The organism is Paenibacillus sp. FSL K6-4396 (genome assembly GCF_038002525.1).
GTDB classification, from domain to species: Bacteria; Bacillota; Bacilli; order Paenibacillales; family Paenibacillaceae; genus Paenibacillus; species Paenibacillus amylolyticus_B.
Genome location: NZ_JBBOCR010000001.1, coordinates 5,348,712 through 5,371,949 on the forward strand (window position 1 = coordinate 5,348,712; position 23,238 = coordinate 5,371,949).

At 35.3% G+C, this 23,238-nt stretch carries 21 protein-coding genes; 1 reads left to right on the plus strand and 20 read right to left on the minus strand.

The features are described from left to right. Positions 1-18: 18 nt before the first annotated feature. From MHB85_RS23510 to MHB85_RS23530, 5 genes are all read right to left on the minus strand, one after another. Complete coding sequence (locus MHB85_RS23510; protein WP_192133386.1) at positions 19-234, minus strand: type II toxin-antitoxin system HicB family antitoxin; 216 nt, start codon at positions 232-234, stop codon at positions 19-21. A 119-nt stretch (positions 235-353) separates the two neighbouring features. Beyond that, entirely contained in the window at positions 354-947 is a 594-nt protein-coding gene (locus tag MHB85_RS23515; protein ID WP_192133383.1) for a YdeI/OmpD-associated family protein, read from the minus strand. A gap of 185 nt (positions 948-1,132) precedes the next feature. Further along, on the minus strand, positions 1,133-1,873 hold the full coding sequence (locus MHB85_RS23520; RefSeq protein ID WP_192133381.1) for a hypothetical protein: 741 nt from the start codon (positions 1,871-1,873) through the stop codon (positions 1,133-1,135). A gap of 316 nt (positions 1,874-2,189) precedes the next feature. Next, the gene (locus MHB85_RS23525; RefSeq protein ID WP_192133379.1) at positions 2,190-2,726 is read right to left on the minus strand and encodes a DUF5412 family protein; all 537 of its coding nucleotides are present in this window, start codon (positions 2,724-2,726) and stop codon (positions 2,190-2,192) included. 171 nt (positions 2,727-2,897) lie between these two features. Then, positions 2,898-3,743, minus strand: a complete 846-nt coding sequence (locus MHB85_RS23530; RefSeq protein ID WP_192133377.1) for a polymorphic toxin type 44 domain-containing protein — start codon at positions 3,741-3,743, stop codon at positions 2,898-2,900. A 778-nt stretch (positions 3,744-4,521) separates the two neighbouring features. Here MHB85_RS23530 and yidD point away from each other — a divergent pair. Further along, on the plus strand, positions 4,522-4,626 hold the full coding sequence (yidD, locus tag MHB85_RS31235; RefSeq protein ID WP_192133375.1) for a membrane protein insertion efficiency factor YidD: 105 nt from the start codon (positions 4,522-4,524) through the stop codon (positions 4,624-4,626). A 42-nt stretch (positions 4,627-4,668) separates the two neighbouring features. On the opposite strand, the gene MHB85_RS23535 is transcribed toward yidD, so the two are convergent. The 15 genes from MHB85_RS23535 to MHB85_RS23605 all read right to left on the minus strand — a co-directional run bounded on the left by MHB85_RS23535 (position 4,669) and on the right by MHB85_RS23605 (position 23,223). Then, positions 4,669-5,172, minus strand: coding sequence for an EVE domain-containing protein (locus MHB85_RS23535; protein WP_192133374.1), 504 nt, complete (start codon positions 5,170-5,172; stop codon positions 4,669-4,671). A gap of 67 nt (positions 5,173-5,239) precedes the next feature. Beyond that, positions 5,240-6,187 carry a helix-turn-helix transcriptional regulator gene (locus MHB85_RS23540; protein WP_192133372.1) on the minus strand — a complete coding sequence of 316 codons (948 nt, stop codon included), beginning with the start codon at positions 6,185-6,187 and terminating at the stop codon, positions 5,240-5,242. Between the two features lie 875 nt (positions 6,188-7,062). Next, positions 7,063-7,467, minus strand: coding sequence for a hypothetical protein (locus tag MHB85_RS23545; RefSeq protein ID WP_192133370.1), 405 nt, complete (start codon positions 7,465-7,467; stop codon positions 7,063-7,065). Between the two features lie 1,120 nt (positions 7,468-8,587). Then, the gene (locus tag MHB85_RS23550) at positions 8,588-9,790 is read right to left on the minus strand and encodes a tetratricopeptide repeat-containing glycosyltransferase (protein ID WP_192133368.1); all 1,203 of its coding nucleotides are present in this window, start codon (positions 9,788-9,790) and stop codon (positions 8,588-8,590) included. A 572-nt stretch (positions 9,791-10,362) separates the two neighbouring features. Continuing rightward, positions 10,363-10,830, minus strand: coding sequence for a 2-C-methyl-D-erythritol 2,4-cyclodiphosphate synthase (gene ispF / locus MHB85_RS23555; protein ID WP_192133366.1), 468 nt, complete (start codon positions 10,828-10,830; stop codon positions 10,363-10,365). A gap of 502 nt (positions 10,831-11,332) precedes the next feature. Beyond that, positions 11,333-13,111, minus strand: a complete 1,779-nt coding sequence (locus MHB85_RS23560; protein ID WP_192133364.1) for an amino acid adenylation domain-containing protein — start codon at positions 13,109-13,111, stop codon at positions 11,333-11,335. 19 nt (positions 13,112-13,130) lie between these two features. After that, a complete protein-coding gene (locus MHB85_RS23565) occupies positions 13,131-14,240 on the minus strand; it encodes a nucleotidyltransferase family protein (RefSeq protein ID WP_341073804.1) in 1,110 nt (369 codons plus the stop codon). Positions 14,241-14,277: 37 nt separating this feature from the next. Next, positions 14,278-14,694, minus strand: coding sequence for a VOC family protein (locus tag MHB85_RS23570; RefSeq protein ID WP_192133359.1), 417 nt, complete (start codon positions 14,692-14,694; stop codon positions 14,278-14,280). A 267-nt stretch (positions 14,695-14,961) separates the two neighbouring features. Next, positions 14,962-16,899 (minus strand): serine hydrolase domain-containing protein, encoded by a 1,938-nt coding sequence (locus MHB85_RS23575; protein ID WP_192133358.1) that lies wholly within the window; start codon positions 16,897-16,899, stop codon positions 14,962-14,964. A 195-nt stretch (positions 16,900-17,094) separates the two neighbouring features. Then, positions 17,095-18,057, minus strand: coding sequence for a pyruvate kinase (locus MHB85_RS23580; RefSeq protein WP_192133356.1), 963 nt, complete (start codon positions 18,055-18,057; stop codon positions 17,095-17,097). An 11-nt stretch (positions 18,058-18,068) separates the two neighbouring features. Continuing rightward, positions 18,069-18,668: a deoxynucleoside kinase gene (locus MHB85_RS23585; RefSeq protein WP_192133354.1), complete on the minus strand. Its 600-nt coding sequence runs from the start codon at positions 18,666-18,668 to the stop codon at positions 18,069-18,071. Positions 18,669-18,987: 319 nt separating this feature from the next. Beyond that, positions 18,988-19,506, minus strand: coding sequence for a dCTP deaminase (locus MHB85_RS23590; protein WP_076216326.1), 519 nt, complete (start codon positions 19,504-19,506; stop codon positions 18,988-18,990). After that, the gene (locus tag MHB85_RS23595; RefSeq protein WP_192133352.1) at positions 19,503-20,003 is read right to left on the minus strand and encodes a dCTP deaminase; all 501 of its coding nucleotides are present in this window, start codon (positions 20,001-20,003) and stop codon (positions 19,503-19,505) included. The genes MHB85_RS23590 and MHB85_RS23595 overlap by 4 nt, the downstream gene beginning before the upstream one ends. Before the next feature lie 68 nt (positions 20,004-20,071). Then, positions 20,072-21,097 carry a thiamine-phosphate kinase gene (locus MHB85_RS23600; protein WP_192133350.1) on the minus strand — a complete coding sequence of 342 codons (1,026 nt, stop codon included), beginning with the start codon at positions 21,095-21,097 and terminating at the stop codon, positions 20,072-20,074. A 689-nt stretch (positions 21,098-21,786) separates the two neighbouring features. Further along, positions 21,787-23,223, minus strand: coding sequence for a glycosyltransferase family 2 protein (locus MHB85_RS23605; protein WP_341073805.1), 1,437 nt, complete (start codon positions 23,221-23,223; stop codon positions 21,787-21,789). Positions 23,224-23,238: the final 15 nt, after the last annotated feature.

Here is a 23,238-nt window from a genome sequence, read left to right on the forward strand (position 1 = left end):
AATTAAATACGCTTTATCTTAAGAGTTGAATAATTCAGGCATTATGCTTTGAGGTGGCGGAATATCTTCAACAGGTTCTCCATCCAAAAATAATTCAAGTGCTTCTTTCGCCATCACTAATGCTTCTCCAACTGAATTGCCACAGGTGATACATCCAGGCAGATCAGGAAATGTAACATTAATTCCATCTTCAGCAAAATTAAAAATTGCGTAGTATTGGTAAGTTCGAACCATATGGGACACCTTCTGTTATCTAAATTTTTTCAAAAACAGCAAAAAGCCTTTCGTATTATATTCTGAAAGGCTTTCAATTCGTTTAACTCTTCATTTCCCTCAAATATATTGTTATAAGATTAATCATTCAATCCTTTGCCCTCCAGGATCGGCTGCATGTACTTCTCGATTCGTGACACTTTTGTTTTGGATTGCTTTGGTTGTGAGAAATAATAGAGATATGCCCGCTGCCGTCCGGGTGTGAGTGCTTCAAATGCATCTCGGAAAGCAGGATTTTCATCGAACTGCTGCTGAAGTTCCTCAGGAACGCTATATTCGGCAGTCTTTTTCATCTCCACCTGCAATCCGGCTTGTTCCACTTCAATCGCTTGCTGGATGTAGGCTTTGATCATAGACTCCTGCTCCACAATCTGCTCCAGGCTGGTGAAGCGAAGCTGGCGCTCTGCCTGTACATTCTCCGTCTGCTGAACCAAAATGCCGTGTGTATCCTTCAGCAGAGCACCTTTGAAGAACAGAATGGCCACGTACTCTTTGAATCCATGGATGAGAACGATGTTTTTCCCATCGAGCATATAACAAGGATGCATCCATTTCATATCCTCTGTCAGGTCAAAATCTCGAATAATCTCTCTCAACTTCGCGGACTCTTCCTGCCACGATTTTAGTTTCTTGATATAGCCGTCAACTTTGCGATTTCCACTTGTTTCTGTCATGGAGAAGTACCTCTCTTTATCTCATGTTCTTATAGGTTCAATTGTACTGTTTTTCAGTGGATTGTACAGCGTTGCTTACAGAGCTTTTATTGACCTTTCCACTTGAATTTAAACCTTAATAGCCGGCTCCCAAGTAAGGGGTTGGCTGTCTTATTTAATTTTACTTGTTGATTCAACAGAAAGTCTTATGAACCTTCAAGCACCTTATCTTCAATAACAGGCGCCGGTATTTCTTTAATCTCAACGGATTCTTCCGGAGCAAAGCTCTGGATCTCCATCGGCATAGAATCCAGGTACTTGTATTCTTCGGTCTTGGTAGAGCTAGTTACAATTTCACCGTTTTTGTCCTTCTGATAAATCACACGTTTCGTAGGGAAACCCGTATTTACATCAATGGTTACAACTTCCTTGTGGAGATTATCCTCGGAGATAGCATTTTTCTCGTTACTCTCTGTAGCAGACCGGGATTGTGTGCCCGCAGTTTCTAGTACTGTCCAATCCTGACTCTGTAATTCTGCTTTAGCATTCTCCAACAGCGAGATCTGTAGCAACTTCTCATTTTCAGCAGCAATGTTGTCCGGCATGGTCCAGGTATTCCCAACTAATTCCCCTGTCTCGAATTCTCGACCATAGGAAGTGATTTTCTTACCACCATCTTCAATAATCAATTTATTATGAAGCTGGTTATCACGGTATTCCTCAGTGATTTCTGTCAAATTCACGCGGTCCCGATAGCGAACAATGTATGATCCATCTTCAAACGATTCTTTAATATAATCTACTTTACCTTGGGTCGCCTTAAGTGCTGCACTTTCAACATCGCTTTGAGCACTAACTACAGATGGTTCATTCAGGTACATGTATCCACTCACAGATACGGCTATCAGTGGTATGATGAGTAGTGAAACCAATGTTTTTTTCTTCACAGGTTGACCCTCCTCTTATTTAGTCAGTATATATTCTTAATGCTTTATTCTGATTTTTAGGTGCCTAACATTTCATATCCGCTACATAATTATCCGTTTTGTACTTAACAACCCACTTAGTGAGGAATTAACCATACTATCCAATATGGAACTTAGTGTATTACGTTCGCATTTAATCACTTAACCATTCAAAGTGTTGATGCTACTTTCTAACACAAAAAAAAGCGATACTCTTGAGGGAATCTCGCTTTAAGTTTATTATGAAATCAGCATCTTCACATATTATAAAATATTTTGGAAGTTGAGCTTAAACAAATCAATTAAGGTTACGGCGTACAGTTTCTCCATTCAATAAATTTACAGTTTGATCATTAATTGAGATTGTGTGGTTATCAACCCATTCCAACTTAACTTGATCTGTCTTTCGCTCATAGTAAAATACTCGTTTAAACCAAAGAGGTCCTTTTAGTTCTCCTATAACTCCAGAAGACCCCATGGCCCCAGCGTCAGTTTTAAAGAAATTTAATGTATAGTTCTTGTCTGGTGAATGCGTAGTCGTAAGTAATTCTTTTGAACCCGAAAACATGGATGTAAATGATAAAACACCAAAAAGTAGAACGATCAGTACTACCGAAAGAAGTGTGGATATCCAACTTCTTACCTTAGCTGACTTGCTCGATTTATCTTTGAAACTTATTAAACTTAGGACCAAACCTATAACTGAAAATAGTAGAATCACGTAGTTTGGTGGTATAACTAACCATTTATTATTCATGTTAGAATACAGTGAATACATCGAAATAATGGACAAAAAAAGTACTAAAAACAAAGCTAACCAGCTTATTTTTTTCACTAAAAATGAACCCCCTTTTCCTTAAATAGATAAAAATTCGCGGTTAATACATCTTTCCTGCTTAATGAGATGACACATATCTCTCAATATATAAAGAAAATGATTCCTAATTTTACAGGAATCATTTTCTTTATATTATAAAGTTTAGTCGAAGATTATGTCCATTGTTAATTATCTTGTAGCGTCATTGAATCCTTGTTGTATAGCGGCTCTATCATTTTTATCTTCTGGAGTCCAGATATCACCGTTAGCATACTGACCACCATAAAACAAAATTTGCAAAGGAAATAAAAATTGTCCAGTGAACCCATAATTGTAATTTCCAATATATTCAGTAGTTACTGTTCGACGTCCTGTGTGTGTATCGGCCAACCATTGTTTCTGAGCACCACCCCAACCTGGTTGGGTTTTATAATCCCAAGGTCCACGTATATTTACTTTTGCTTTAAACCATATTGCTGTGGACGCTGTTGCTACTAATGCGGGTTGGCCCGTCGTAGCGGAAGAATAAAAAACATTCCAATAGTAACTCGTCAGTTGGTTTCTATTTGCTGTAACCATTCCTTTAAGATCCAGAATTTCGCTATATGGTGTAACTATATCATCAGAAGGATTAGAAGGTTCAACAGTAATTAAATTGCTTGGTTCTTCTCTTGATAACTTAGCGATTTTTTCGTCAGATACCATCTGAGGGTCATTATTATCGTCAATATATGAGTAGCCCGCTCTAATCAGAACATTTGTTGATTGAAGACTATTAATATAGTCTTGGTATACGTTTTCATCTGTAACTCCAAGCTTCTCTTTATTGACTTCAATTTCATTGATGTTGATCAGACCTCTTACAACTTTAATAAGGTTAAGATCTTTAGCTTTTTCATGTAATTGTTGGACTTGAGCGACCTCTATTACTTCAGAGTCTGCAGCTTTTGCAGAGAGATTGAAACTCATGAATAGCGCTATTGCTAAGATCGTTCCCAGTACGTACTTCAGTGATTTGTGATTTATAGTATTCATTTAGAATAACTCCCTTCAAATTAAAAAGTTAGACGAAGTTACTATCCTCCTTTCAACATATGAGGCTTTGAATAAACAGCTAAAGATACTATTGTTAACTCCTATTTTGGAGTAGACAATCAATTCAACTCTGGTAAAGAAGTTAAGTTAAATTACCGCTAATATATGTATTTATACATAATCTAAATTAAACATATATATATTACATAAAAATATCTATTAAATACATCGGTTCTATTATTTTACATTTAACTGTTACAATTTGTCAACAACGGCGAACTATTTTGCTTAATACCAACATATCAAATCCATAAGATATAAAGAAAGCCATTCTCCTAATTTCAGGGTAGCTTATCGAATGGATACTAAATACGAGATTGCACTTCAAAAATAATCTTATGCTCGCTCTTGTTCCTGGAGCTTCAGTGTAATGTTAACTATCGGTTTGTACGTGCTGACTGATACATATCTATCAAATCTATTTCTTGCTGAATTTGAAAACTAGATTCTCACTCGTTTTCTAAATCTTTTCAGGAAATCTCCCTTCAGAAAGCGGGTTTGATCCTTATTAGATGTACCCTAGGCAGCGTGCAATATTTCCATTGAGTTGCTCGTCAGTCATAACAGACAACCGTGACAGTTGATGGTTCATATACAGACCTCCATCCGGATTTGGATAGCACGGACCGGGTTCTTTCACAAGAAGATATGACTCCACATGTATACAACCCACTTTTACTTGCATACCCCCATTTTGCAATCATAGCTGTTCGTGTATATGATTCAAGCTATTGAGAAATACGGGGCGATCAAAGGTCTTTCCTTGGGCATCCATCGTCTTCGCAAATGTAATATCAACGGTGGAGGATATGATTATGCTTAAAATTAAAGGGTCCATAGACAATCTATGGGCCTTTTGCTTTAGTTAACATTTATGGCTTAAGCTAATATCCAGTAGTGACTGTATCTCATCTTCCAACATGGAGGAAGCTATTATCATAAAGTCTTCTGCTCCAATCTCAAAATGGCCTTTACGAAATGAAAACCCCCAATTGCGATTCCCCCGTGTAAAACTAAGTTGGTCTAACAACGTTGCAATCTTTACTTCTCGACACCGTAGATAACGGAGATCTCGGCGAAAGGGTACAAATGATTCCGACATCTGATATTGGTATATCCTGTCATCGGTAATTTGACCAATAGCGGTAAACGCCTGAAGTGGCTTGCCAGCTGATATGTCTGTACGTGGAGAATAGTATATCAGCCAGTTACCCGGAGACATCTGTCGCAACAGTGCTGCCTTACCATGGCACAACTGCGCAAATCCTCCCTCTACGGCTACATTCACATGAGAAGCAGATACAACACCAATCCAATATCTGCTGTCTATCGTTTCCAATGATTTCAATGCTTCCGCTGCACTTCTCATCCTGCAACCAACTCCCTTTAATCTGTGATATATCAAAGTATAAAAAAACACTACTGACAGGTGTATGTCAGTAGTGTTTTAAGATGTTTTTGGCTACTTCCTGCATTCGAAAGCGTAAAGACTCCGGCTCCAAGACCTCGATATCTCCACCCCAGCCAAGTAAATAGTGCAAGATTTCCTCGGGATAGCGGACACGAAAATGAAAAATCACACCTTCCTCTTGCTCCTCGAATGCATCCATATAAAAATGAATTGCCTCCATAATTTTGTCAGCAATTTCGGGTTTTGCCCTGATTATTATGTGTTCGTTACGGTCGTCAGGAGGTCGATAACTGTTTAGATTAAAGCCAGACGGCACAAGGAACTGATCCTCCAGCACGGAAAGTTCAGTCATCCGTGACAAACGAAAATGACGGATGTCTTGTCGCATATCACAACGTGCAATCAACACCCAATTCTCCTGTACAAGTGAGAGTCCATAGGGTGAAACCTCACGCATGTTATACCGATTGCCATCCGTTCCTGGCATTTTTTTCAGATACATAAAGCTGATTTTACGTTGCTCCAGAATGGCATTACGTATCTGGTTAAGGTATGTTTTCACCCGCGCTCGGGTTAAAGGTTCAACCGTATGAAGCAATCTCATCGTTTCCCGAACACGTATGGATTCGTTACGAACGGATTCTGGTAAAATCGCTTCAATTTTCCGTTGAGCCGACCTAGCCTCCATCGCGTATTCTGTATCCAATCTCTGTTCGATAAAATCAGCTCCCATGAGCAGGGATACGACTTCTTCTGCGGTGAAGCTTACTGGGGGCAGAAAATATCCTTCCATGAGGGAATACCCATGACCCGGAGCTCCCATAATTGGAACGCCAGCCTCACTTAATGCCTGAATATCTCGATATATCGTACGTACACTTGTCTCCAATTGAGCAGCTAAATCTTCTGCTCGTAGCATCTTCCTTCGCTGCAATTCAAGCGTAATCGCAAGCTGCCGCTCCGTTTTGTTCATTTTCCAAGCCCCCACCGTTTCATCATACAAACCTAACTTATTCTATTACAGTAACTTGTACTCGCGACTTCTGCTAAGAACTGGCGGAACTAAAGATATCGAAAATACAAAATTGCAAAATTGCATCCCTACTCAATGTTAAGCCTGTACTTCCACATAAATTTTTTTCGCCCAAATAAATTGATTAGAGTGCAACTTATGGGAAGGTGTGAAAAAAGTGACTTTCATTGAAAGATACGTGATCAACGATACTGGGACTATAACATTCACAGGTAATACTTTGGGTCTGAGCCGGTCCAATAAGGTGGGTGTTCCAGGTACGGGAAAAGAGTTATTGTTTATATACTTCCGCAGCTAAAAAACCATTCTCAAAGAAGGAACCTATGACTACAATGACATCACCGATGTAAAATTTTTTACGGTTTATCCCCCTCAGTACATCGCTCATTGGCACAAATAAGGGTGGTTCTCTCATAAAAGTCTATACCTATTTCACCGACCATAACATCCATATCTGAGGTTGGAACGAGAACAAGTGTCGTCGTAACTGTGCAGAAATTTCCGCTCCAAACTTCTGCTGTATTGTGAGGTAGTCACATTCGGATAAATGAAATCTTTCGACCATTGGACTAGGCGTACTGCATTATCTACATCGGCAAGCATTTCTCCTCCGTGGTCTGTTTGGATCCAATTCAAATTGCTCTGTTAGAACATCAATCTCTTTTCCGATTGTTTTAACCAATATGTCGGAGCGATGAGATTTCGTTGTTTGACTCACATTATAGCAATGTTCACCATCATCTACATTAATGGTCTTAGAATCTGTATGACATGTATGACATCTTACCCCTTTCCTGCATGGTTGGTTGTTAGTATTAAGTGAGTAAGTCCCATCGCAAGTTGAAGCCCGTTATTCTTTGGGAATGGAATCCACGACATGCTTTCATCATGAGACCATTGTTTGAGAGAAGCTCCTTGAGAAAACCAATAATTAATGAAAAAAGCAATATGCTTATTAAGATAACTAACCCCTGCCTCTGTTCCCATCGATACATTACAGTTTCCAGCCAGAGGAGTCCAAAAAAGATCATGTATAGAGACAATCCTAGTAGATCTATAACCTCATTAATAATAAGTTGCTTCTTTGCTTTAACCGACTTTTTCAAGAATAACGGATTCGTAGTAGCTTGGTCATTCTTTGCCACCTTTTTCTTAGAACATACTTGATAATACATTCGTTTGAGAACAAGAACCATCCCCGTTTTAAAAGGTAATTTCATTTGCAATCCCTCCTAGAAAGTAATTTATACACAAAAAAAACCAAGAGGAATTGTACCAAATAGACACAAATACACCTTTGGGGTGGGTTCACAAACATATGGCCCTCATTAGTCGCATGACAGAGGATAAATAAAAATAAGGTACACAAGGTAACAACTACATTTACCATTTTTGTTGATTTTACACAACTTTACGTTAAAGTACACGCAACTATTTCTGCTAATACAATGGTATCTAAGCTTGATTCCCTTTCGAACTCATCTGTTAGTTCGTCCGACGTCGCTACTAATCGTTCCGCTGCATATGATGTTTGTGCGTAAGTTCTGAATGTCAACACAAAAATAAGAAAGAAAGTTATACACCCCCTTGCAATTGCAAGGGCGCAGATCGTGGATGGTTCAACTACTAACCTGAATAAAACAAGTGCCTTTGGAATTCATTTGGGACCTGATGCCAAGTCAAAGAGAAACAGGAGTCTCTTCATAACGCTTTTTCAGTTTCAAAATTTCAGGGAGCGGTCCTCTGCAGGTAAAAGCATAACTACTACTTTTATATCGCATTTCTGTAGCTGATAGCTGCACATTTTTTTACTATTTGTAAAAAAGTTAAGAGTAACTGGAGTGACTATCGCTACTTACTTATCAGTGTATTTCTATTCTTGGAATTATGAATTACTCTTTATTAGAGAATGTAGTTCGCGGAGATTAGAAAATTGTCAATAAGAATGGCGGTGGAAGATCGAAGTTGACATACTTAGGATGAGGTTGTAGTCTTTGCGTATGCAAACAAACGTCTTTAGGAAGAATCCTCCGCTTGATGGGGAACTAATCGATACCGATACGCTTTTCAGCATCGGGTTTACCTCCGTTCTATCCTAACCAAATAAGAAAGTAGCGAACAAGCATTCGTTATTATAGCGAATGGTCCTCAAAAATCAAACGGTTGTCATTCATCCCACCACTTTAGAAATGTGGGATGAATGACAACCGTTTGTTAAAGTTTAGTTGAGAAAGATGCCCTCGGTCTGTATCTATGAATTCTTGAGCAACATAAATCGACCACTGAGCGGAAGTTCTGCTCCTTGTAAACAAAAACTTACGAGTTTTGCAGTCTATCTTTTTATGCAATACAATTTATTTGGTGATTCATCCATGTGTTGATTTCCTTGGTTTCTTCTAAACTTTTCAACGCTTCTATCATACATTCAAAAATATTAGTAGAATTACGATTCATTAAATCAATCGGTTTTTGAAAAAAGAATACATTTTTAGTGCTATCAACATTTTTATAAATAATAGGCTCTAATAAATATGAATTAATTTTTATAGCATTGTTTATCATATCAACAGTAACATGTGGGTTTTCAATTTTTTCAAGATAAGCTAAATTCAACAATAATTGCAATTCGTTCGGATTGATATCAAGCGCTTGGTAGTAACACTTCTTCGAATTTTCAAGATCCCCATTTATCCATAATATTTCTGCTTTTAAAGTTAAAAATTTCGCCTTCCAATACAAATCAGATATCTGATCTACATGTACTAACTCCTTAACTTTTTCAAATTCGCCCTCTAACATAAAAAGCCTACATTTATAAAATTCCACATAATATCTCATTCGTTCAGTACATCTATTTGAATTCAAAATACTATCAAAAATATTTAAAGCTTTGTCATAATCTCTCGAAGTCGCATATTCTACGCCTAAAAACATCAACAGATTCATATAATAATAAGTTCCTTCATTTTGAGTGAGTGTTTCTTCTAATAATTTTGTGTAAGATAATCTCTTCATTTCACTATTCTGTTTGACTAGAACATCTATATGTTGAATTGGAGCGTCAAGAAATTTTATCTCACCTGATAAATCCTTTACAGAATATGTAACTGAAGAATGAATAGGTGATGGATCATAACGGATTTGAGGGTGACTTCTAAATAAACGTGACATAGTTGACTCAAAAAACAAACCATTACCCAAATATTCATATCTAGGTAATCTAGCTAACATAACTTCAGCAGGAGCTTGTGAACAAAAATTATGTATAGTAGTTATTGTTCTATCATCTAAACGTTCATCCGTATCTAATACAAAAACCCAACCAGAGTTTATTGCATTTAAATAAACATTTCTAGTTTGATCTAAGATAGTTTGGGGGCTGAAAATTATATCGCATTCAAACTTTTCAGCAATTTGTCTTGTATTATCAGATGAACCATTATCAACTATAATAATATTATTTGTTAATTTTTTCAGATTCCTAATAGCATCTTCCAAGAGCGGAGCTTCATTTTTTGTTAAAATACAACCAGTTATTTTCATTGTTGAAAACACTCCTCATATCAATTTTTTGCAGTGTTTATAATAAGGATGCCTATAGTTTGACTAGACCTCATAAGCGGTTGACTGTGCTCATATAACCCACACAATTCCAATGTAAAAATGTACTGGCTTGTATAAAACTCAATATCAATTTTCAACCAAACTCTTAATCTGTTATCTATATTCAAGACTTCATGTTAAACACAAAAAATCTCCTATTAAAGAGAGGTGAACGTCGACTCCATATACCCAACGATTAGGAGGTCCAACGTGGATATCATAACGTGAACTACCAACCACCTAAGAGATGTCGGCTTCTTGATCAATTAAGCTACTGCCTCAAGTTTACAGGCTAGTTCCTAGACCGAATGTGTGCAATTTTATGCAAATCCTCGTTCTTCTTTTTTTTGGATTCATAGGAATTCATTTTCAACGGTAACGCTTCCTTTTGATTGTTCCCTTACTACCCTAAAATGAGTAAAGCGATGCCGAGATGCCTCATTTGAAAATAATGAGGCATCAGCATGAATAGTTTAGCGTTTCAACCGATGTTAGAACTCAAGCTGATTTTCTTAAATAGCACACACAGTACAAAAAACTTGTATACCCTTCCCTTTACCGAACTCTGTCAATTCTTCTCCCGATGTTGCAGTAATACCTACACAATTAGCCTCAATGTCAAGCAAATTAGCTATTGAATTACGCATGTCAGCAATAATAGGTGATATTTTGGGTGTGGAACATTCTATTGAAAAAGAAACATTAGATATCTTCAATCCATTCAGATACTTTAATGCTTCCTTAACGTATTCTGCGCTATTCAGAATTCCTCGTTCCAAACACATTTCGTCCGCAATTTTCCCGAGGATATTCACACATGTAATACTTGAAATTGCATTTGTCAATGCGTGAAGAACAACATCTCCATCGCTGTTGGTAAAAAATGATTTATCACTGTCTACCTCCACTCCACCTAAAATGAGTTCTTTGGTACCATTTGGATCAAATCTGTGGCTATCTTGCCCAATACCTATCTTCATACTAGTTACCTCCTGTTAGTCTTTTCAAGATTAATTTTTGAAACACTTTATGTGTTTTCTAATTCGACTCCCGGTGTATCGAGGAATCAGTTGGGTAAACTATGTTTCGTTAAAATTGATATTAACCCATTTTTATTATATCACCTTCTCTAAAAGCTAAAAAATATGAATGGTTCATCCATGCTATAAATGCGTCGAATCTTTGTACCATTCAAATGGAACGTTGAAAAAAATTATCAATAAAAACTAGTCAATAGATGCTACCATAGGCCTGCCAAGCAGGAGATCCTAAATGATTAAGCATAATCCTTCACCCTTGCTTGGCGGGATAATTTCAGTTGTCATTCAAAAAATATGAAATTAGGGACCTATGGTTAGTTAATTTGAATGAAATATTGCGTTACTTATATGAGTTTCTATGGATGGTGGGTATAAGATCCGCAAGAACCTTATTCATTACTTCCGAAAATCATTCGAAATAATTTTAACGTAACCTATAATCTCAGTTTATCTTTTGGGTAATGTACTCAGCAAAATCTTTGACTTTTACAAATGAATCCCTGGCCAACATGTTGTCATCAAATATTATGTCAAACTCTTCTTCCATATCAATAATTAATTTTATGAAAAATACTGAATTAACTCCGAGACTTACCAAATCCGCCTCAAGGGAAATTGATTGTTCGGGGATTTTGGGCAGATTTCTTGTAATTATTCCAAGAGTTCTTTGTTCTAACGTTGATAGTTGTGGCTGGTTATTTATAACTTTACTTTTCTCTGGTAAAGAATAATCATAGTTCCGGTCTATCTTCCCGCTTGAAGTATAAACAAAATCATCAATTCTAATAATATCAAGTGGAATCATATATTCCGGTAAATAGCCTGCTAAATACTCGACAAGAGTATCTTTGGCTATTTCCTTTGTGCTAGTATAATAACAAACCAGAGCGTTATGATCATGTACCATTACTAATGCATGGGTAACGTCAGTGTATTTCATCAACATCTTTTCAATTTCCTCAAGCTCTATTCTATAGCCACGTATTTTAACCTGATTATCAGCCCTTCCAACGAACACAATATTACCATCATCTGTCCGTTTTCCTAGGTCTCCGCTTTTATACATCCTGCCATGTTGATGTATCAAATCCGGCAAAAAACTTTTACTGCTCAAATTTTCATCGTTAATATAGCCACGAGCAACACAAGCACCAGAAATATAAATTTCTCCAACCTCATTCACAGCACATTCAGTTAAATCTTCATTTAATATGTTTATCATTGTATTATCAATTGGCTTTCCAATTGGAATTTCAGATAGTTTTGAAAAAATATCATGACTTAAGCTAAAGCAGGTTACTATAATTGTAGTTTCTGTAGGACCATACACATGATGTAAATTAGTATTTGTATTTCTACCAAACAAACTATAAAACTTTTCTACTAGTGTATGGTGCAAATATTCTCCACCAAAATATACATTTTTCAAAGATTTAAGCTTATCCATGGAATCCTTATGTTCTGCAACATCTAAAAATAATTTAAACGCCGATGTTACAAAGTTTATTGAAGTAACGTTATGTTCAAATATTTTGTTTATTAAGATGTCCGGGTATTTCTCTTCGTCTTGTTTCAATATACATAATGAAGCGCCTGCAAAAAACCATGCGAATAATTCAAATATTGAAAAGTCAAAAGTATAAGAATGTTTTAGAATCAGAACATCATCGTCACTTAATGAATGTTCTTCTTTCCTCCAACTCAAAAAATTGACCACGGATTTATGTTCAACCATCACACCTTTAGGCTCACCCGTTGATCCGGAGGTAAATATGATATAAGCGAGATTCTCGGAAGAAAATTTGATCTCCAAGCTTGAACTCTCAAAAATGTCATACTTTACTTCTTCTATATTGATAAACGGCACAGTACTTGGAGCCGACAATTCTGTGTCAGTTAATAGAATTTTTGCATTGCTTTTTAATAAGAGGTAGTTGAGCCGTTCAACCGGTTCATTCACGCTCAAGGGTAAATAAACGGCACCCGCCTTCAAAACGGCTAAAATACAAATAACCATTTCAAATGAACGTTTTAGTTGCAATGTAACTATATCACCAACCATGACATTTCTCTGGATTAAATATCTTGCCAGCTGGTTAGCTTTTTTATTAAGCTCAGAATATGTCATTGTGCCGCCATCATAAATTAAAGCAATCTTATCTGGTGTTTTTTGTGCTTGGATTTCAAACACTTTGTTTATTGTCAAATCTTTCACATTCATTTTAGAGAACCTCCACTTGTTAGATTTCTAGAAATCTTGGTCCTTCTAACATTTCATCGCTATTGTCACACGAAAAAATCCGTTCATAGAATCCTTTTTTAAATTTCTGTTTCTCACCGAGTTGATTCTCTCCAAATTCTCTCATAAAGTCTTGATCCACTACTCCTAATTTTTCCATGATTTCATCTTCATATCCATCGTTATATACTAATTTTAAATAGAACATTGTGTAATATATTTGTTTTTCTAGATTGTTCTTTTTGGCAAACGAAACACACGATTCAAGTGATACATTATCCATACATTGAATGATATATTCTCTTATGTCACAAAGTTTTATTAAACTCATATCTTTTCCAAAAAATATAGTTAATGTGTACGTAGCTTCGCCATAAAAATGGGTGCAAAGATGAGTAAGAACATGGGATGGATTGACATGTCCTGTTCTTATGTAGTTGTCAATTATTTCATTAATTGGGTCATGGTTCAATGTATCATCTAATGCAAATCTAAAGTCAAATAAATAAAATGGGGTAAACCGATTATCATTTAATTTTAGATAAGGTGGTAAGTTACTCATTGATCTCTTCCACATAATTTCCTCTGCTCGAGAAATTGGAGTTATTGTATTATCTATTTCATTGTATATGCCGTTGCTCTTGATAAAACCAAGGGATTCCATTGCATCTTCTAGTTTCGCTATATCTGAATACTTAACAAGAAAGTCAGCATCTCCACTATATCTAATACCATAATCTTTATACATATTTGGTATTAAGTAAGATCCCTTTACGGGAATACAAGTAAGATCATGTTTTTTAAATTCATCTAAAGCTTCCTTTATTTTCAATTGATAATTTTTATTTCTTTCAGATATTGAGATACTTGCGCTGGTTATTACTTCTCTTAAATATTTTGGGATGGGTACATCAGGACAATATGTCTTGATATTTTTCCAGCATAATGTCATGGTTTTGTGGTACAATGTTAATTTGTAAAACTCAAACCAATTAATTCTGTTTTCACTAAGCAAGGTAGTTAATTGTTCTTTTTGATTTTCAGAAAAAGTAAGTCTGCTAGTCAATATAAGCAACTCTTGTTCAGGGGTCCATTCAAGTTTCGTTTGCATATTATTTTTCCCTCCACTTATAGTCTTGTTTATTTCATTAAACCTTTTCTAAGAATTCTATTTTGTTCCCATCAAAATCACTATAAAATAAAACTTTACTTCTCCCAAACTTATTACTATCTACATTAAAAACATCAGAAACTGGACTAATACCTTTGTTTCGTAAAACAGATATTTTCTCATCTAAAGAAGGCACTAATATTGTTATAGATCCCCTAGACTTTATTACATCATCTGTTTTTTTATCCACAAATTCAATCAACTCGATCATTGCACTTCTAACTCCAATTCTCAATAATACAACTCTGCATTTTGAGTACATCCCAGCAGAAATAAATCGCACTAAATCTCCATTCACTTCAAATTCATCCACTAATTCAAAACCCAAAGCATCAACGTAGAATTTTAGTGAATCATTTATAGAGCTCACAAAAAAATCAGCATGCAAAAGCATGTATTCACCTTGCTTTCAATAATATTGTATCTACGCAAATGTATAGTTACTGAAAAGAACGAATTCAAAAAAGCAACCTTTAATTGTATTTCGATAATAGTTAAGCCTTCATAAAATGTGTAGTTACTCATGAAACTCATGGGTTATAAGGTCTCTAGGCGCTTCTATCAATTAACTTCAAAATTACAACGGTTTCTGCTGAAAGTATGTATCGTTTTTCTCACATTTAGCACTAGTTTAACAAGTGTCAAATGAGTGATACAGCTTCTAACTAATCTCAACAGAAAAATTCATCGTGCCTTCGTTGATAAACAAAATAAAACCGTCGCACGTTTCAGTGATATCTACACCAGACTCGCTATCAAATTTCTGTTCTAATTCAGAATTGAGAATGATAATACGTACATCAGCAGGTTTATCGATATGAAGTTTATTTCCAGCTTTCATACTGAAAATCTTATTTTGTCTACCTTTTATTGAAATAACACGTCCAGATTGAAGTGGTTTTATATAAACCGAGTCAATTAAGTTATAACCAAAAGCATATAAGTATTCGACACCTCCCTTCTCATAAATATAAGGAGCGAATCCTTTTCGTGCTCCTTGGAGTGGTGCATTTAATATCATTTCGGTTTCCCATTCTCCAGAAGGAGTCACAGGCAAAGTGTCCGTGCCAAATGGCCCAGTATATGCAAAAAACAACACTCCTTCTTCACTTTCAAATTCTTTAATTGTTAAAGAAAATCCACTGGGCGTCAGCACCGTATCGGCTGGATGCGCATCACATACGATATATTTTTTACCAACACGACTCTTCCATTTTCCCGTAAGCGAAGGAAAAGACGTGCACTTTTGTGCCATCGGATTCTTTCCCCAAAATGGTACTGTATTTATCAAATAAGAATTTTTTTCATGGTTTTCAAAAGTAAATACAAATGATTTCGTATTGGAAACAAATCGTTGTCCATCATAAAATAACCCAGTGACCCAATCTTCCCAGACATCTTGTTTCCTGAATTGAATTTTAAGACTATCGTTATCAAAAATGGCGCGGAAACTATGAGTATTATTGTAATATACACCTGAAAATCTTTCTGTATATTCAACAGGTATAGGCTTTTTTTCAATATCGAACTCTTTTTCTTTTTTCTTTTTCCGTGTGTTGATGTTATATTCATCTAATAACAAGCTGCAAAGTTCGCTTAATATATCATAGACAACGATTCTATTGTCGTTTGTCACTGAAATCGCGGCTGCAAGTTTATACTTTGGGCTAACAAGGAGAAAAGTACGGAACATATTTGTAGCACCGCTTTTCACAAGCACATTTTCACCGAAATCGTAGGGTTCAAGTGAAAAGTTTACCGAATCCCAACCCAATCCGAAGTTTTCTGCTATCCCGGTGATTACAGATTTCCCTTGTGAAAGAGTTGTTTCATGTAGGCTTTCAGGTTTGAAAACTTCTTTCGGATCGATAAATAAATATCCTATCTTTGCACAATCAATAATATTTGTTATTATTCCACCTGATCCTGTACACATAATGTATTCTTCTTTTTTCTCTTTTTCCTTAACTCGCACACGATTTTCCGGAATATTTCCTCCTGAAAAAGTTGAAAGTGCACCTACAGGTTTTGCTATATGGTCTTGTACAAATTGTATGAAACTTATGCCTGATACTTCCGCTACAACCATTTCCGCCAATATGTAGCCGTCGTTGCAGTAAACGGAGTTATTCCCCGGAGTATCTTTTAGTTTTGATTTGGAAAAATAATCGTAGAACTCTTCATATATATCTTCAGTAAGCCATTTTGTACTGAATGAATATTTTAAATTTGCCCCAGGCAATCCTGAGCTGTGATTAAGGCAAGTTCGCAGTGTAATTTGCTTGTATCTTTTGTCCTGCATCCTAAAACGGGGTAAATACTCCGTTACTGACACATCGAGGTTCACTTTCCCCATTTCAACGAGCTTCATAACCGCGATGGCGCAGTAGATTTTCGATATAGAACCTACATTATATAAATCGTGTACTGTCGCAGGGTTATCTGGATTTCCGTCCTGCGTCCCATATGCTAAAGCAGCTATGAGTTCACCATCTTTAATAAATGCGGCACTTATTGCCGTTGCATTTTTATTTACTTTAGCATCCAATAATTCTTTCATTTTCCCCGCTAAATCCACTCTAGTCCCAACTAAACTCATGTTTACCTCCATGCTTTTATATAAATATATCACCAGTTAAGTTTACTTTTAGGTTGCGTTAAGCCATAAAAAATCAGATGCAAAACACCAGAAAATCTAACCAAGTGATTCAAAAACATGTTAAATACTTCAAATAGTAATATATTCAGCTTTTAATATAGATTTAAAAAGGAACTTTTTCTAAGCGTTGCTTTTTCATTGCTTTTGAGCCAATATTTTGTTAATAATAGAAACGGCAATATCCACTCTTCCAATCACTACTTCAGTATTTAAAATGATACCACCCGGATTGTACTCAAGCATTTTTGTCACATCTATAATTTCTGCAGGGTTAGGAATCACGTTTTTTGCTAATGATTGCAGAATTCCAGTAGCGAAATACAATTTTTTGTTTAGATTTCTTGTACTCTTAGCAATTTGTTCTTGAAACTGGTAAAGATTATTATAATCAGCGTAAAGCCTAAGATCTCCTCTTCCTATCATGATGTTTGAATGGCATGCAATGTCGTCAATGTTTAAAACAGAATTTTGAGTCTCAATTTTACTTATGATTTCGAAATCAGGTGTCTTGTTACCCAGAAACTCGAGCACATCGGTAGAATTCATCACAAATGACAAAGCTATGCTATCAGGATTAACTACCTCAGTAATTTCTCTGTATGTATTCAGTAATTGGCTTTTCATTAATTTTCCAATGGAGATAGATTTTCCAGTATAAATTATGCATGAATTTTTAGCTCTCACAACAATATGATCTGTATGTACTTCTTCTACCACCCAAACACCTTCACCATCAGAGTAATATATGGTTTCTCCAATGCTTAATTCTAAAACACGAGAATCATCGACGAAAATAGTATTTGACGAATTTATTGATATTTTAAACAAGTGTTCTGGCTTTACAGTATAGACACCAGCCTCGTTATTTAGATACAGACGTGGTTTCTTATATGGAAATGGGAAGTCTAGCATAATTCTAATGGAATGTTTTTGCTTTAATTTAGCTATTTCGATAGCTCGTTCATGTAGTTCATTTAAATCGTCGTATTTTGCTAAATTAAAGCGCAAACTATTTATACCCTGACGTAATAGCTCTTCAATTTGTGCATCCAAAGCATTACCAACATGTATCCGCCCAATTGTGGCTATTATATCCATACAATCACTCCTTAAAGTGCAAAATTAAGTATTTTTCTATACAGTTTCATGTAGCTTTCTTCGGACAATGGCTCTGTGTTATCAACGACAATAACATTTTCAAAAGTTGCACATGCTTCTAAATACATTTTTCTGGCCTTAATAAGGTTCTCTAAGCCATCATTGTTCTCCATCGGCTTAGATTTTTGTAACAAACGTTTGTAGGCTACTTCGGGATCAATGTCTAATAAAATTACAAGATCTGGAGTTTTAAGCGTTCTAATAAATGCATCAATAAAAAACTGGTTTACACCCAAAACAGATGAAAAGACCTTAGAACATAACCAGAATCTTTCCGTAAGAACAGTTCCGCCATTTTCCAAATCACATTGAATTTTTTCATAAACACTTCTTAAGTCCAGTAAATAGGCTAAAGAAATCAACTCGTCGTTGAAATACTTATACAATGCATCATTTGTCACTTTGCGTAAAGAATCAATGTTCTCGCTAGGAGCAAATCCATGATAATAAATAACATTGCTCAATTCTTTCTGCATGAAAGCATTTAGGCCTCTAGCAAAGGTCGTTTTCCCTGCACCTCCCATACCACAAATGCTAATATGTTTCCCCATAAAATTTCCTCCATTTCTATTTTGTATACCTCTCGAAAACGCAGAGAAATACCAAAGCTTTAGAAACATAGCATCAAATCCGCTCTTGTTTCATGAATGTGTTTTTTCAAATTGTTTTCCATGTCTCCGCTTGAAATTACATCAATATTACTATAAAAAATGTAAAAAAGAGAATTACCACATTGGTGTTTTACTTAATAAGTGATACCAAATAAGGAATGAGCCTTGTTAAAGATGACGAAAAGCATAACACAACCAAAGGGGACTAAGAAGTCCCCTTTGGTTCCCTATATCAGCCTATCTCTAATCTAAAGCTTCCTTAAACAAAGTCTTTATATATCTGGGATGCCTTAGCTCCTTTACTCCCTTGATATTTGCCATCGTATAACACAATCTCACCTTTTGGCACCCAAAAGGTGACCTGTCCTATCAACATATTAGGAAATACTTTTACAGATTGAACTGCATGTAACTGTAATGTCCATTGATTGATGGATCCGATATCAATCAAGTCCGCTGTAATATGAACAAACAGTCCCAATCTAGCTATTGAAGACTTAGCGCGTATTATGGGCACATATTTATTACTCCCCATAATTTCATTTGTAAAACCTAAGTAAATGCGGTTCGATTGTAAGACCAATCCCTCTTTAGGTATTTCGATATCTTCTGTTTCCTGTTTCACCTTCGGATCCAGTATATCGTTCTTATATACCTTTAAACTGCTTCCTAACGAAAAATCATAACTGTTGGGATTAATCTGTCGCTTATTAAATGGAGTAATATGTATATTCTCGTTTATCACTTCTTTTTCAATTTCACATCCAGTTAATATCATGCCTCTAATCTCCCTTCAGGAGTGTTAAAATGAGTATAACTCCCTTGATATAAACTTATATCACCCTGGGGTTCCCAAAAGCTTACTTGTCCAATAATCATCGATGGATAAATTTTGATTGGTTGTACACATTTCAACTCCAGAGTCCATTTATGTGATTCTCCTAAGTTTCCCAAATCTGCTGAACATTGTAAGAACAAACCCAATCTTCCTAAAGAAGATCGTCCTATGAGCGATGTCACATAATGGCTACTGCCAATAATTTCATTGGTAGTTGCTAGATACAAGCGGTTAGGCATAAGCACTATCCCATCTTCTTTTATATGTTTGATTTCAGAAGTTATGGTTTCCCCCTCTTCGTTCACCGTTACTTCGCGATAAAAATCACCGAGTCGATAATTATAACTATTGGGGTTCAAGTGTTTTTCGTTGAATGGGATAATATCTATTTTATTTTTTTTTATCATTTTCCTAATTTCGTTGCCTGTCAATATCATGCTTGCCCTCCCTTCCAGCGATGGTAATTTAAACGCTAAATCACTATCGCTTTGTTTTAAATATCAAATCAAATATAATAATTCCAGCCTGAGGCTTTTATTTCGTAATTTTGACTATCTCTATTGCAGAAAACAGCCCCTGTATTATTGCCTTTTTGTATTCTTCCTATTATGTATAATCCCGCCTCTTCAAGTTTAATTAGATCGTTTTTTTCAATATTCTTATCAAGCGTTCCAATTAACTGAAAATCTGCTCCAGCATTAAAAACTAGATCGAGAATCCCCATTGTTTCATGCTCAGTAATTTTCCAACTCAGTGGATGAATCTGTAATTTATCGAAATCCAATGTAATCTGCATATCGTTTATTTTCGCAATCTCATGTAAAGATTGATAAACACCATCGGTATTGTCCATACAAGTTATTGAATATTTCGGTTTCATTTCAGACAACATTCGTGACAACTCACAACTGAGTAGGGGGTATTTGAATACCGATTTTAAGATTTCCTCCTCAGTTTCGTTAAACGTAAACCCTTCTCCTTTGGTTTTTGTAAAATACTTAAATGAAGTCGGAGTTATTCCAATATGCTTTGTAGCAAAAACATAATCGTTATCTTGACTTCCAGAACGATAGATCAAATTAGGGATTTTGCCTTTTCCGATCGAAGTTGCTGCCAAATTCATTTCTACACTATCACTCAAGTCTCCACCCAAAATTAAACAATTATTATCTTCGCAGGCTTTCTTTGCACCCTCCATGATTTGAGTAAATTGACTTACTTTCATATCTTTGTTAAAAGCTAAGTTTAGCAGAATTCCATAAGGTTGCGATCCGCTGGCATAAATGTCACTGATGTTTAACGATGCTAAATAATATCCCAATTCATAATCATTAATTAGTCCCAACTCATAGCTTAAAAGATCAGCCGGTACACGATCAGTTGACATTGTAACGCAGTCACTTTCTCCGATAGGAATCACAGCGCAATCATCTCCGGCTAACGAATTCGCCTTCATAGGGTTTATCATAGGAATTATGATCTCTTCAATTAACCGCTTTTCTCCATACTCTTTCAACATCAATTCGCTCATACAAAATTCCCTTCCTTAATAAAGTTCGCATCCAAATAACGAAAAGCCTGAAACACCAACGCAATTTCGAGTGTCCATGATATCGTTTGCATAAATTGAAATAAATTATGTAGTACAGAAAAATTTCAGCAAATGTTTATTTGGGAGGGACGTGATGTAATAATATTGCTTTCCTTAAACTGATCTACGGCGAGCAACTCTTCCTTTTGGATAACTTACGGTTGTTCACTCGTTAGCTATGTTTTGCGTATATAAAATATATTCTGTGTTCAGCGTAAAAAAGGGATACTCTCTTACCATGTTTTCGGAATTTCGGTTTTCCTTTTATACCATGTTCCACATTCGATGCAGATGCTAGCTTCTGAAACAAAGTTTACGAATCTTTACGATTCTGGGTTTTGTTCTAACTATTCGCTCCACAGCTTCGCAAAAATTAGCTCGGTAACCCTTGCACGGAAACTTTTATTATTGAATATCGCATGAATGATTATACCTATTTTAACAGATAAAAACAACTTTGTAAATTATTTAAAAATTTACATTTAAAAAACCAAATACATATTACCAGTATACATTTCCATTGGCACTAATCATGAAATTAGTAATCAATGATGCATAAATATCGAAAAGACTTTTAAACGAAATGAAGTATCTCAAATAATGAATAAACTATCATAATTATTAAATTTTCAAATATTATTGATGATCTCAAAAATCTTACTTTTATTGTTTTCTTCTATTTCAACAACATTAATATTATTTTCCTGAGTTATAATAATTAAATTTTCATATTCTATCCAACTTGCATTTTCCACTTTTTTCAATACTGAACTAAAGGATTCAGTATATATAAAAAATAGTCTTTTTGATATTCTAAGCAATTCCTGAATGAAATCTTTTAAGATTTTCTCGCTAAATATTCTGAAATAATCACTAACTATAATCGCATCAAAGTATTTATCTAAAAATGGCGTATTAACACCAAGTAGATACACTATATTTTTATCCGGAAAACGCACCCCTAAATAATTAAAAGTATTCTTATTTTGAACAAATATGTCAGTTGCAGTATTCAATTGATTAATAAATGCGAAGTTATCAATTCCAATTGTAGCAACCCTCGAAGAATTGCTTATTATTTGATTTATACACTCAAATAATTTTGTTTTATAACGCGGAATTATATGCTGTAAAACTAAATTATTATATTTACTCAGAGCCTGACTATAATAAGGGCCAGGGTAATATAAATACAACTCTGTATCAAAAGAATACTGTTTACGATGTAACATTAATTCATTCCTTGCATTACTAAGCGTTTTTTCATTTGAACTCTCTGATGAACTAAGATGAGGAATATGCAAACAAGTAGATGCCTGATCTGCAATAAATAAAGCCCCCTCTTTGAATAGTCGGTAACACATATCTGTATCTTCTGCTCCCCAACCTAGAAAAGCATCATCGAATCCGCCTATTTTCTTTAATAGATAATTAGAAGTAGTTAATGCTGCAGTCCAACCGATTGACCAAGGAGCAGATAAATTGCTTAATTCATTATTAGTCATTTCAAAAAGTCCAGCTCTTCGATCTATCCATTCAGGGATGCCTGACAGTTCTTCTGTAATTTTTTTGAAATTTGTAGGTGAAACACAGTCTATAACTGAAACATCGTCTTTCTCAGGCTCAACATACATACCTAGTACAGAATGATAAACGACCAGTTTTTCACCTCTTTCTTTAGTTATAGAGTAAATATTTCCAACAAAATCGTTTGGAATTAATACTCCACAATCTAAAAATGTAATCCACAACCCCTGACTAGCTTCTATCCCTGCGTTTCTAGCTCTTGCTCTACCAGAAAGATCATCTCTCTCCCGAAAAATATATTTAATATGTGAAACCTTTTTTTTATACTTTTCAAAAACATCTTTCGTGTTATCAGATGAACCATCATCCACAATAATTACTTCAAAACTTACGTCTACAATTATAATTTGTTCAGTTATATATTTTAACGATTTCTCTAATAAACTTGATCTATTGTAAGTAGGTATAATTATAGATAAAAACAACTTTTTTCCTCCTAGTCGAATATTCACCATATATCCTAAAACGAATGGCTTCATTTGCTAATGATGTAC

Coding starts and splice junctions, on each gene's coding strand:
- MHB85_RS23560 (WP_192133364.1), bottom strand. CDS start 13,111: ATGAATGTGAAAGATTTGACAATAAACAAAGTGTTTGAAATCCAAGCA.
- MHB85_RS23595 (WP_192133352.1), bottom strand. CDS start 20,003: ATGATATTGACAGGCAACGAAATTAGGAAAATGATAAAAAAAAATAAA.
- MHB85_RS23540 (WP_192133372.1), bottom strand. CDS start 6,187: ATGAACAAAACGGAGCGGCAGCTTGCGATTACGCTTGAATTGCAGCGA.
- MHB85_RS23600 (WP_192133350.1), bottom strand. CDS start 21,097: ATGAGCGAATTGATGTTGAAAGAGTATGGAGAAAAGCGGTTAATTGAA.
- MHB85_RS23590 (WP_076216326.1), bottom strand. CDS start 19,506: ATGATATTAACTGGATGTGAAATTGAAAAAGAAGTGATAAACGAGAAT.
- MHB85_RS23550 (WP_192133368.1), bottom strand. CDS start 9,790: ATGAAAATAACTGGTTGTATTTTAACAAAAAATGAAGCTCCGCTCTTG.
- MHB85_RS23565 (WP_341073804.1), bottom strand. CDS start 14,240: ATGCAAACGAAACTTGAATGGACCCCTGAACAAGAGTTGCTTATATTG.
- MHB85_RS23585 (WP_192133354.1), bottom strand. CDS start 18,668: ATGGGGAAACATATTAGCATTTGTGGTATGGGAGGTGCAGGGAAAACG.
- MHB85_RS23530 (WP_192133377.1), bottom strand. CDS start 3,743: ATGAATACTATAAATCACAAATCACTGAAGTACGTACTGGGAACGATC.
- MHB85_RS23605 (WP_341073805.1), bottom strand. CDS start 23,223: ATGAAGCCATTCGTTTTAGGATATATGGTGAATATTCGACTAGGAGGA.
- yidD (WP_192133375.1), top strand. CDS start 4,522: ATGATTCAAGCTATTGAGAAATACGGGGCGATCAAAGGTCTTTCCTTG.
- MHB85_RS23580 (WP_192133356.1), bottom strand. CDS start 18,057: ATGGATATAATAGCCACAATTGGGCGGATACATGTTGGTAATGCTTTG.
- MHB85_RS23515 (WP_192133383.1), bottom strand. CDS start 947: ATGACAGAAACAAGTGGAAATCGCAAAGTTGACGGCTATATCAAGAAA.
- MHB85_RS23535 (WP_192133374.1), bottom strand. CDS start 5,172: ATGAGAAGTGCAGCGGAAGCATTGAAATCATTGGAAACGATAGACAGC.
- MHB85_RS23570 (WP_192133359.1), bottom strand. CDS start 14,694: ATGCTTTTGCATGCTGATTTTTTTGTGAGCTCTATAAATGATTCACTA.
- MHB85_RS23545 (WP_192133370.1), bottom strand. CDS start 7,467: ATGAAATTACCTTTTAAAACGGGGATGGTTCTTGTTCTCAAACGAATG.
- MHB85_RS23575 (WP_192133358.1), bottom strand. CDS start 16,899: ATGAGTTTAGTTGGGACTAGAGTGGATTTAGCGGGGAAAATGAAAGAA.
- MHB85_RS23510 (WP_192133386.1), bottom strand. CDS start 234: ATGGTTCGAACTTACCAATACTACGCAATTTTTAATTTTGCTGAAGAT.
- ispF (WP_192133366.1), bottom strand. CDS start 10,830: ATGAAGATAGGTATTGGGCAAGATAGCCACAGATTTGATCCAAATGGT.